The sequence below is a fragment of the Crossiella cryophila genome, from assembly GCF_014204915.1.
Lineage (GTDB): Bacteria > Actinomycetota > Actinomycetes > Mycobacteriales > Pseudonocardiaceae > Crossiella > Crossiella cryophila.
The window spans coordinates 4,892,446-4,903,108 of sequence record NZ_JACHMH010000001.1; the positions used below are offsets into that span (position 1 = coordinate 4,892,446).

Here is a 10,663-nt window from a genome sequence, read left to right on the forward strand (position 1 = left end):
AAGACCGGACAACCCGCGAGCCCGGCGGCCGACAACGCCGGACAACGCCGCTACCTGCGAGAACTGTGCTGGGACGGCAGGGTCAGATTTCCCCTTCCTCCACTTCCGCCGCACCGGCCGGGACCGCGGCGGCGGCGACCAGGTGCAGCAGTGGGGCGGCGAAGAAGCGGGCCAGCGGGATGTCGCGGCGGAGTTCCTGGCGGGCCAGTTCGATGAATCGGATGGCGCGCACGCTGTCGCCGCCCAGGGCGAAGAAGCTGTCCTGGCGGCCGATCCGGGGGACGTCCAGGACCCTGGTCCACAGTTCGGCGATGGCGGTCTCCACCGGGCCGGTGGGGGTTTGCGCGGTTTCCGCGCGGGTGCCGCTGCGGGCGGCGATGGTGGCCCGGTCGACCTTTCCGTTGGCGCTGAGCGGGAACTCCGCGAACTCGGTGACCGAGTCGGGCACCATGTGGCCGGGCAGCCGGGCCGCGGCCCAGTCCAGCAGGGTGCGTTCCCCGATCTTGCCGGTGGGCACGATCGCGGCGCAGAGGCGGCCGCGGACCTGGACCACCACGGCGCGCTCGACCGACTCGTGCTGGCCGAGCACGGCCTCGATCTCGCCGAGTTCGACCCGGTGGCCGCGCACCTTGATCTGCTGGTCGGTGCGGCCCAGGAACTCCAGCAGGCCGCCGGGCTGGTAGCGGCCGAGGTCGCCGGTGCGGTACCAGCGGCCGTCGGGGGTGTGCACGAACGACCGGGCGGTCAGTTCCGGTGCGCCGCGGTAGCCCAGGGCAACGCCCGCGCCGCCGATCCACAGTTCGCCGGGCACCCAGTCCGGGCAGTCCCGGCCGAAGGCGTCCACCACCCGGTAGCGCTGGTTGCGCAGCGGGTAGCCGTAGGGCACCGAGCGCCAGGCCGGGTCGACCTCGCGGACCTCCAGGGCGTTGGACCAGATGGCGGCCTCGGTGGCGCCGCCGAGGGCGACCAGCAGGGCGGCCGGGGCGGTGGCGGCCAGGCGGCCGGGCAGGTCGAGGCCGACCCAGTCACCGGAGACCAGGGCCAGCCGCAGGCTTTCCGGCGGCAGGCCGTTCTCGGCGACCACCAGGAGCATGTCCAGCAGGGTGGGCACCGTGTTCCACACCGTGACACCGTGTTCGCGGACCAGTTGGGCCCAGCGCCGGGCGTCCCGCCGTTCCTCCTCACCGAGGAGCACGAGTGCCCCGCCCGCGGACAGCAGGCCGAAGACGTCGTAGACGGAGAGGTCGAAGTCGAGCGCGGAGACCGCGAGCACCCGGTCCGCGGCGGTGACACCGAAGCGGGTGTTGATGTCCTCCACGGTGTTCACCGCGGCCCGGTGGGTGATCTCCACGCCCTTGGGCTCACCGGTGGAGCCGGAGGTGAAGATCACGTAGGCCAGCGTTTCGCCGTCCACAGTGGACAGCTGGGTGGCCGGGGTGTGGTTGTGCGCGTCGGCGATGGTGAGCACGGTGCCGGGCAGGCCGCGGGCCAGGTCGTCGGTGAGGGCCAGGCGGGCACCGGAGGTGGTGATGATCCTGTCCCGGCGCACGGCTGGCTGGTCGACGCCGACCGGGACGTAGGCGCCGCCCGCGGCGTGCACGCCGAGCACGGCGGCGATCTGGTCGATGCCCTTGGGCAGGTGCAGCACAACGGGTTCGCCGGGGGTGACGCCGTGTTCGGCGAGCAGTCCGGCCACCCGCAGGGCGCGGTCGGCGAGGTCGCCGTAGGTCACCCGGTCCGGGCCCGCGATCAGCGCGACCGCGTCCGGGCGGCGGGCGGCCTGGGTGAAGAAACCGTTGTGCAGCAGGGTTTCCTGCTGGGCTTCTTCGGTGGCGTTGACCTCGGATCGGGTTTCCTGTTGCGGGGCGGGCAGTGCGGCGGGGACGGGGCCGGTCCAGTCCTCGGTGCAGAGCCAGTCGACCAGGCGCAGGTAGGACTCGAACATGGCGTCCAGGAGTCCGGCCGGGAACAGGTCCTCGACGGCGTCCCAGTTCAGTTCGACCGCGATGCCGTCCTGGCCATGTCGTTCCACCACCTGATGGTCCAGCCACACCTGCGGGGTCTGCGAGACACCCCAGACCGGGTTGGCCAGCAGGCCCTCGCCGGCGGGGGCGGCGGTGGGCAGGCCGAGGGCGCTGGTGAACACCACCGGCATGGTCACCTCGGCCTCGCCGGTGCGCCTGCTGCGTTCGCGCAGCACCTGGATGGCGGAGACCTCGCGGTGGTCCAGTGCGCGCCACAGGTCGGCCTGCACCGCGCGCACCCGGTCCAGCCACGACTCGCCGGGCTGGGGCTGGTAGCCGACCAGCAGCAGCGAGGTGAAGTCGCCGAGCACCCTGGCCACGTGCGGGTGCACCTCGCGGCGGTCGAACAGGGTCAGGTTCAGGGTGAGGTCGGGGCGGGCACTGAACGCGCTGAGCACCTCGGCGAAAGCGGTGAGCAGCACCGAGGACGGGGTGCTGCCGTACTCGCGGGACAGCTGCAGAACCCGTTGCCAGCGCACGGGATCGAGCACGGTGGCCCGCCGGGTGAACCGGGGTTCGGCGATCTCGGCCGGGTCGATGGCCAGTGGCAGGGCGGGGCCGGGTGGCAGGGTGTCCAGGCGGGTGGACCAGTAGGCGGTGGAGGCGGCGGCGGGTTCGGCGGGCAGGCTGCTGACGTAGTCCCGGAAAGACAGGTCGATCGGCGGGAGTTCGGTGTCGGCGTGATCGTGCAGGGCGGCGAGTTCGGTGTAGACGATGAGCACGCTCAGCGCGTCCGCGATGAGGTTGTCGATGCCGATGGCCAGCCGGGTGCTGGATCCGTTGGGGGCCACCGCGATGCGGAACAGCGGCCACTCCGCCGGGTCGAACACGTGGTGCGACAAGGCTTCCCGGAGCTGCTCCGGGTTTTCCGCGACCTCGACGGTGAAGTGCGGGACCTCGGGCAGCACGCGCTGGTCACCGCGGTCGTCGAAGACCGCGCGCAGCATGCCGTGCCGGGCGATGAGCTGGTTGACCGCGGCTTCCAGCCGGGTCAGGTCCAGTTCGGCCACGTCGTACTCGCGGTAGAAGTGGCAGCCGACGCCGCCGAGGGTGAACTCGGTGGAGCGGCCCAGCCAGTAGGCGCGTTGCACGTCGGTGGGCTGGAACGGGTCGAACTGGTGGTCGGGGTCGGCGACGAGTTCCAGTTGTGCGGGGCCACCTTCGCCCGCGGTGAGGGTGGTGGCGAAGGCGGACAGGACCGGGTTGGCGAACAGGTCGGACAGCGCCGCGCCCGCCAGTCCCTCGGCGCGCAGTTTGCCGATCAGGCGGGTGGCCAGGAGGGAGTCGCCGCCGAGGGTGAAGAAGTCGTGTTCACGGCCGACCGCCGACACACCGAGGAGTTCCTGCCAGATCTGTGCGACCAGCACCTCGGTTTTGGTGCTGGGCAAGGTGATCACCTGTGCGGACCCGGCGTCGCGTTCTTCCAAGAGGGTGCGCAGGGCCGGGCGGTTGACCTTGCCGTTGGTGGTCAGGGGGAAGGCGGGCAGGGTGAGCAGCACGCCGGGCACCATGGCGGTGGGCAGCCGGTCGGTGACGAAGGCCAGCAGTTCGGTCTCGTCGACCTCGCCGGTGACCGCGGCGGCCAGTACCCGGCGGTCCAGCACGGTGGCCACCGCGGCGCTGACCGCCGGGTGGTCGGTGAGCGCGGCCTCGACCTCGCCGAGTTCGACCCGGTGGCCGCGCAGCTTCACCTGGTGGTCGGCCCGGCCGAGGAACTCCAGCACGCCGCCGTCGCGGTAGCGGGCCAGGTCGCCGGTGCGGTACCAGCGGCGGCCGTCGTGTGCGACGAAGCGATCCGCGCTGCGGGCCGGATCGTTGCGGTAGCCCAGTGCGACACCGGCGCCGCCGATCCACAGGTCGCCGGGCACCCAGTCCGGGCAGTCCCGGCCCAGGGCGTCGACCACTCGACATCGGACGTTGTCCAGTGGTGTGCCGTAGGGCACCGAGGTCCACTGTGGATCGACCGCGGTGACCTCGCAGACGGTGGAGTGGATGGCGGTCTCGGTAGTGCCGCCCAGTCCGGCGAAGCGCGCGCCGGGGGCGAGGGCGGCCAGGCGGGCGGGCAGGTCCACGGTGACCCAATCGCCGCCGAGGATGACGGTGCGCAGCGGGAGCGCGGTGTCGGCGGCGGTGAGGACCATGTCCAGCAGGGCGGGCACGCAGTTGAGCACGGTGGCGTTGTGCTGCAACAGTTCTCGCACCCAGGCGGAGGCGTCCCGGTGGCCCTGCTCACGCACGCACACCACCGCGCCGCCGACGGAGAGCGGGCCGAAGATGTCGTAGACGGACAGGTCGAATTCCAGTGCGGACAAGGCAAGCGTGCGGTCGGATGCGCCGATCTTGAAGCGGGCGTTGAGATCCGCGATGGTGTTGACCGCGGCGGCGTGGCTGATCTCCACGCCCTTGGGCTCCCCGGTGGAGCCGGAGGTGAAGATCACGTAGGCCAGGTCGTCGGCGAACACGGGTTCCGGCAACGGTTCCGCGGTGACCTCGATGCTGTCGACCACGTGTGTCACGCCCGCGGCACGCAGGATGCGCTCCCGGCGCACCGGCGGCGCGTCCACGGCCAGTGGCAGGTAGGCGGCCCCGGCGGCAAGCACACCGAGCACCGCCACCACCTGCTCTGGCCCCTTGGGCAGGGAGACCGCGACCAGTCCGGCCGCGCCTTGGGCACGCAGGTGGCCCGCGACCCGGAGTGCGGCAGTGGCGAGTTCGCCGTAACTCAGGACTTCCTGGCCGCACAGCAGGGCGGGCGCATCCGGGGTTTCCTTGGCCTGGGCGAAGAACTGCTCGTGCAGGGCCTGGGGCTGGCGGGGTACGTCGGTGGCGTTGACCCGGTCGCGGATCTCGGTCTGGATGGCGGGCAGCAGTGGGCCGACCTCGGTGGTCCAGGCCTCGGCGGTGCTGAGCAGGCGGTCCAGCAGGCCGCAGTAGGCGGTGAACATCGCTTCGGGCACGCCGGGGGTGAAGGCGTCCTCGCGGATGTCCCAGTTGACCAGCAGGCCGTCGTTGAGTTCGGTGACCTGGGCGTCCAGCCACACCTGCGGGCCCTGGGAGATGATCCAGGCGGCCTCGCCGAAGGTGTCCCTGACCTGGTGTGAGAACAGCTCGCCCAGGCCGAGCGCGCTGGTGTAGACCACGGGGGCGAGCACCTGTTCGCCGTGCAGGCGGGACAGGTCGCGCAGCACGTCGACGCCGGAGTGCGCGGTGTGCGCGACATCGGCGTGGAAGCGTTGCTGCAACCGGGCGGCACGCTCGGCGAAGCCACCGGGCAGGCCGCCGTCCCATTCCAGGAGCACCGAGGAGGTGAAGTCGCCGACCAGGGCGTCCACGTCGGGGTGCAGGGGTTCGCGGTCGAACAGTGGCAGGTTCAGCAGGAATCGCGGGTCGGCGCTCCACCCGGTCAGGGTCTCGGCGAACACCGCGGCCAGGGCCATTGCCGGGGTCAGGCCGTGCCGCTGGGCGTGGGTGGTCAGCGCGCGGACTTCGGCGGGGTCCAGCCAGCGGTGCCTGCGCTGCACCACGGGGACGCCGCCGCCGGTGGTGGGCAGCCGTGGTGCGCCGGGCAGTTCGGGCAGGCGATCCCGCCAGTACGCCAGGTCGGCGGCGGTGGGTTCGGCCTGCCGGTCGGCGAGGTAGCGGGGGAAGCTGTAGGCCAAGGGCGGCAACGGGTTTCCGGCGTAGGCGGTGGCCAGGTCGGCCAGCAGCACCCGCAGGCTGAGCGCGTCCGCGGCCACCATGTCCAGGTTGACGTGCACCCGGGTGCGGCCCTCCGGCAGCAGGGAGAGTCGCACGTCGAAGACCTCGCCGGCGGCGATGTCCATGGCGCGGTGGGACAACCGCTCGCGCAACGCGGCCAGGTCGGGGTCGCGGTGCACGGTCAGGCCGGGCCAGCGGGACGCGCCGACGTGCTGGGTGCCGTCATCGCCGATGCGCACCCGCAGCATGCCGTGCCGCTCGATCACCTGGCGCACCGCGGATTCCAGCCGCTCCGGGTCGATCCCCTCGCCGTCGAACTCGTGGTAGAAGTGCGCGGCCACGTCACCGAGCCGCTGGCCTGGCTGGCGGCCCACCCAGTAGGCGTGCTGCATCAACGCCAGTGGGAACGGCGCGCTCTCGTCGATCTCGGCGAGCACCGGCGCGGCCACCACCGCGGGGGCCTCGGCCGCGGTGAGCAGGGCCTGCCAGGCGGCCGGTCGCGGATCGGCGACCAGGTCACCGAAAGCGATACGCAGTCCGGCTTTCCGCCACGCTCCGGCCAGGCGCATCATGGTGATGGAGTCCAGGCCGAGTTCGATGAGGTTGTCCTCGGGGCCGATCTGCTGCTCGGGCAGGTCGAGGGTGCTCGCCAGCAGCTTGGTCAGCGCAGCGGGGTCGGTCGGGTGGAACACGGGGTTTCCTCTCTCGTTCACCAGGCCACCGGCAGCACGCGCGGACCGCGCAGGAACGCGGCGGGCTTCCAGCTGACCTCGCCTGCCAGGCGCAGGCCCGGCAGCGACCGGGTCAGCGCGCGCAGTGTTTCCTGGAGTTGCACGCGGGCCAGGGCGGCGCCAACGCAGTGGTGGCTGCCGTGCCCGAAGGCCAGGTGCTGCCGGGGCGGGCGGTTCAGGTCGAGTTCGTCGGGATCGGGGTAGCGCGCCGGGTCGTGGTTGGCGGCGCTGAGGGCCACCAGCACCGCCTCGCCGCGGCAGATGTGCTGGTCGCCGATGTCCAGGTCGGTGCGGGCGTAGCGGGGCATGGCCGCGGCCGAGGGCATGGCCACCACCCGCAGCAGTTCCTCCACCGCCTCGGCGATCGACTCCGGTTCGGCGCACAGCCGGGCGTAGGCGCCGGGGGTGGTGAGCAGGGTGTGCGCGAAGTTGGCCAGTTCGGTGGCGGTGGTCTCGTAACCGCCGAGCAGCAGCGCGATGCACAGCTGCACCAGCTCCACTTCGGACAGTCGCTCGCCGTCGGCGCCCGCCTCGGCCAGTGCGCTGAGCAGGTCATCGGCCGGGTCGGTGCGCCGCAGCGTGAGCAGCCCGCCCATATAGGCCATCAGCGCCCCGGTGGCCTGGCCGAACTGCTCGGGGGTGCTGCCACTGGTGGAGAGCACCACCTCGCTCCAGGCCCGGAACCGGTCCCGGTCGGCCACCGGCACGCCGAGCAGCTCGCAGATCACCTGGATCGGCACCGGCAGCGCGACGTGCTCGACCAGGTCGGCCGGACCACCGTGTGCCCGCAACGCCTGTACCGCCTGCTCGGCCTGTGCGCGCACGAACGGCCGCAGGGCCTCGGCGCGCCTGCCGGTGAACGCCTGGGCGACCACCTTGCGCAGCCGGGTGTGCTCTGGCGGGTCCATGGCCACGATGCCGATCGGACTCACCGGCGTGGTGCGCGGCGCGTCCCGCCTGCTGGCCTCGGCGCGGCTGAACCGGGGATCGGCCAGCACCGCGCGGGCTTCCTCATGCCGGGTGACCAGCCAGGCCGGTTCACCGTAGGGCAGGCGCACCCTGGTCAGGCCGGGACACTGCCGGATCTCGGCATATTCCTGCGCCAGGGCAAGGCTTTCCGGGTGGTTGAACGGGTACGGTCGCTCCGCCGACATCAGCGCAGCCTCAGCGTCAGGGTCTCCAGGCCGTGCATGGCGGTGCTGTGCCGCCAGCGCAACTCGTCCACAGTGGACACCAGCTCGATCTCGGTGAAGCGGTCCAGCAGTCGGCCGAAGGCGATCTCGCCTTCCAGTCGGGCCAGTGGCGCGCCAACGCAGTAGTGCATGCCGTGCCCGAAGGCCAGGTGCCCGCCTGCCGCCCTGGTGATGTCCAGGCGGTCGGGTTCGGCGAAGCGGTCGCTGCGGTTGGCTGCCAGCCAGGACACCATCACGAAGTGCCCCTCGGGGATGCGCACGCCGCCGAGTTCGACGTCCTCGGTGGTGTAGCGCGGCGAGGACAGGTTGTTCGGGGTCTCATAGCGCAGGAACTCCTCGACCGCGTTGCGCAGCAGCGAGCGGTCCGCGCGCAGCAGGGCGAGCTGGTCGGGGTGGCGCAGCAGGGCGAGCATCCCGCTGGAGAGCAGGTTGACCGTGGTCTCGAAGCCGCCGGTGAGCAGCACGACGGCGGTGGCGATCAGCTCGCGGCGGGAGAGCCGGTCGCCGTCCTCGCTGACGTGCACCAGTTCCGAGAGCAGGTCCTCGGTCGGCCCGGCCCGTTTGGCCTCGACCAGGTCGCCGAGGTAGGCGGCCATCCGCATGGAGGCCGCGCCGATCTCCTCCGGGGTGGTGGCCGCGACCATGGTGCGTGACCAGTCCACGAAGTCATCGCGGTCGGCGAAGGGCACGCCGAGCAGTTCGCAGATGACCTGGATCGGCAGCGGGTAGGCGAAATCGGCCAGGAACTCCACCGAGTCCTTGCCAGCCATGGCATCCAGGAGTTCGTCGGTGATCTGCTCGATGCGTTCGCGCATCGGCTCCACCGAGCGGGTGGTGAACGCCTTGGCCACCAGCTTGCGCAGCCGGGTGTGATCCGGCGGGTCCAGGTTGAGCAAGTTCATCACCAGGTCGTCGGAGAAGGAACTCTCCGCGTCCGGGCCGATCCGCAGCCGTTCCAGGCGGTCGTAGACGCGGTGGCTGCTGAACCGGGCGTCGGTCATCACCGCGCGGGCCTCGGCGTACCCGGTCACCAGCCACACCGGGAAACCGCCCGGCAGCACGGCGAATCGCACCGGGGTGGTCTCGCGCATGCCGGCGGCGACGGTGTGGGAGTCCTGGATGAACTCCTCGCCGAGCAGCAGGGCATCCCTCATGTCGAGCATCGAGTTCTCCTCAGACCAGGTCTAGTTCGGGCCGGTACAGATCGGCCCAGTGGTGGAAGTCCAGGGCGCGTTCCACGCCGGTGCGCACGCCGCCGGTGACCGCCTCGGCCGCTCCGGTGGCGACCTGGTGCAGCCAGGCCCGGTCGAACACCGCGAACACCGGGCTGTCGGTCTCGGCGAGCACCTCGCGGGCCTGTTCCTGCAACGCGAGCGCGTAGCCGGTGTCCTGTGTGGACGGATACGGGCTCTTCACCCGCTCCACCACCGACCGCGGCAGCAGGTGGGCGACGGCCTGACGCAGCAGGCCCTTCTCCCGGCCGTCCGCGGTCTTGAGCGACCAGGGCGTGTTGTAGACGTACTCGACCAGCCGGTGATCGGCGAAAGGCACCCGGACTTCCAGGCCCACGGCCATGGACATCCGGTCCTTGCGGTCCAGCATGGCCCGGACCAGGCGGGTGATGTGCAGGTGGCTGCTGGTGCGCATCCGGCGGGCGAAGGCGTCCTCGCCGTCGAGGTGTTCGACCTTGGCCACCGCGGTGGCGTACTCGTCGGCGACGTAACCGCCGATGTCCAGTGCTGCCCGCAGTTCCGGGCGCAGCGGGGTGGTGCGGTCGGCGGTGTAGGTGTTCTGGAAGGCCAGCCACGGGAAGGTGTCGGCGTCGCGGGCGGCCGGGTGGTGGAACCAGGCGTAGCCGCCGAACAGTTCGTCGGCGAACTCACCGGAGAGCGCGACCGTGGATTCCCGGCGGATGGCCCGGAACAGCAACAGCATCGAGCTGTCGATGTCGCCGAGGCCGATCGGCATGTCCCTGGCCGCGACCACCGCCCGGCGCAGGGCCGGGTCCATCAGCGCCCGCGAGTCGAGCACCACGTTCTGGTGTTCGGTGCCCACGTGCGCGGAAACCTCGCGCACGAACGGGGAATCCGGGGTCTCGCGCAGTTCGTCGGGGCGGAAGTTCTCCTCGTACCCGGCGAAGTCCACCGCGAAGGAGCGCAGTTTCTCCCCCGACGCGCTGAGTTCGTTCGCGGCCAGTGCGGTGACCGCGCAGGAGTCCAGGCCGCCGGAGAGCAGCACGCAGCGCGGCACGTCGGCGACCACCTGGCGAGCCACCACATCGGTGAGCAGCTCGCTGACCCTGGCGACGCTGGTCCGCGGATCGTCGGTGTGCTCGAGGGTTTCCAGCCGCCAGTAGGTGCGCTCACGCAGACCGGCGGCGTCCACGGTGACCACGGTGCCCGGTTCGACCTCGTGCAGATCGCGCCACAGCGCCCAGCCGGGGGCCTTGGTGAAGCCGACCAGCTCACGCAGGCAGCCGGTGTCCACCCGCCTGCGGAAGCGCGGATTGGCCAGCACCGCCTTGGGTTCGGAGCCGAACAGCACACCGTCGGGGGTGCGGTGCAGGTACAGCGGTTTGACGCCCATCCGGTCCCGGATCAGCACCAGCTTCTGCTCGCGGCCGTCCCAGATGGCGAAGGCGTACATGCCGTTGAGGCGTTCGGCGAGCTGCTCGCCCCATTCCAGGTAGCCGCGCAGCACCACCTCGGTGTCGCTGCCGGTGCGGAAGTGGTGGCCGAGGCCGGTGAGCTGGGTGCGCAGTTCGGTGAAGTTGTAGACCTCGCCGGAGTAGACCAGCACGACCGGTCCGGCCGGGGTGTCCGCGCGCATGGGCTGGCGGCCGCCGGGCAGGTCGATCACGGCCAGCCGCCGGTGTCCCAGGGCCACGTGCCGGTCCAGCCACACGCCGCTCTCGTCCGGGCCGCGCTCGGCCATGGTGGCGGTCATCGCCTCGACGATCGGCCGCTGGGTGGTCAGGTCGGCCTCGAAGGCGACCCAGCCGGTGATGCCGCACATA

4 protein-coding genes are annotated in these 10,663 nt (G+C 71.6%); all 4 read right to left on the reverse strand.

Annotated elements, in window-relative coordinates:
* Positions 1 to 82: 82 nt before the first annotated feature.
* Genes HNR67_RS21855 through asnB form a run of 4 tightly spaced genes read right to left on the reverse strand, consistent with a single transcriptional unit; the run spans position 83 to position 10,662 of the window.
* A complete protein-coding gene (locus HNR67_RS21855) occupies positions 83 to 6,415 on the reverse strand; it encodes a non-ribosomal peptide synthetase (RefSeq protein ID WP_185004103.1) in 6,333 nt (2,110 codons plus the stop codon).
* A 17-nt stretch (positions 6,416 to 6,432) separates the two neighbouring features.
* On the reverse strand, positions 6,433 to 7,608 hold the full coding sequence (locus HNR67_RS21860; RefSeq protein ID WP_185004104.1) for a cytochrome P450: 1,176 nt from the start codon (positions 7,606 to 7,608) through the stop codon (positions 6,433 to 6,435).
* On the reverse strand, positions 7,608 to 8,810 hold the full coding sequence (locus HNR67_RS21865) for a cytochrome P450 family protein (protein ID WP_185004105.1): 1,203 nt from the start codon (positions 8,808 to 8,810) through the stop codon (positions 7,608 to 7,610). Before HNR67_RS21865 ends, HNR67_RS21860 begins: the two co-directional genes overlap by 1 nt.
* Before the next feature lie 10 nt (positions 8,811 to 8,820).
* A complete protein-coding gene (gene asnB / locus HNR67_RS21870; protein WP_185004106.1) occupies positions 8,821 to 10,662 on the reverse strand; it encodes an asparagine synthase (glutamine-hydrolyzing) in 1,842 nt (613 codons plus the stop codon).
* Position 10,663: the final 1 nt, after the last annotated feature.